General features: G+C 63.8%; 1 protein-coding gene. It reads left to right on the forward strand.

The annotated features are described in order from the left end of the window. Positions 1-56: 56 nt before the first annotated feature. The coding region (locus FJR00_RS15570) for a Type 1 glutamine amidotransferase-like domain-containing protein (RefSeq protein ID WP_181409681.1) at positions 57-387 on the forward strand (331 nt) is incomplete at its 3' end.

Here is a 387-nt window from a genome sequence, read left to right on the forward strand (position 1 = left end):
GCGGCATGAGCGGACATCACCTTCGACATTGGGAGCCGTGCACCTAGGGTCGAACCATGCCAGCTCCGCAGCCCACCATCCTGGCCACCTCAGGCGGCTACCGAACCCCCGAATTCGGAGATCGAGAGTTCGGGCCACTGGTTCACTACGCCGTGGAGCTCTCGGGCACCACCCGCAAGCCCAAGATGTGCCAGATCGGCACCGCCGCCGGTGACCAGCGTCACCAGAACGCGGCGATGGCCGAGGCTGGATACAAGGCGGGTTTCGACTTGGTGAACCTCAACCTGTTCGCTGAGCCTACGTTCCAGCACATCGAGGACGTGTTGCTCGACCAAGACGTGATCTGGGTCCACGGAGGCTCCGTCGTCAACCTGCTCGCCGTCTGGC

The organism is Ornithinimicrobium kibberense (assembly GCF_006519705.1).
Taxonomy (GTDB): domain Bacteria; phylum Actinomycetota; class Actinomycetes; order Actinomycetales; family Dermatophilaceae; genus Ornithinicoccus; species Ornithinicoccus kibberensis.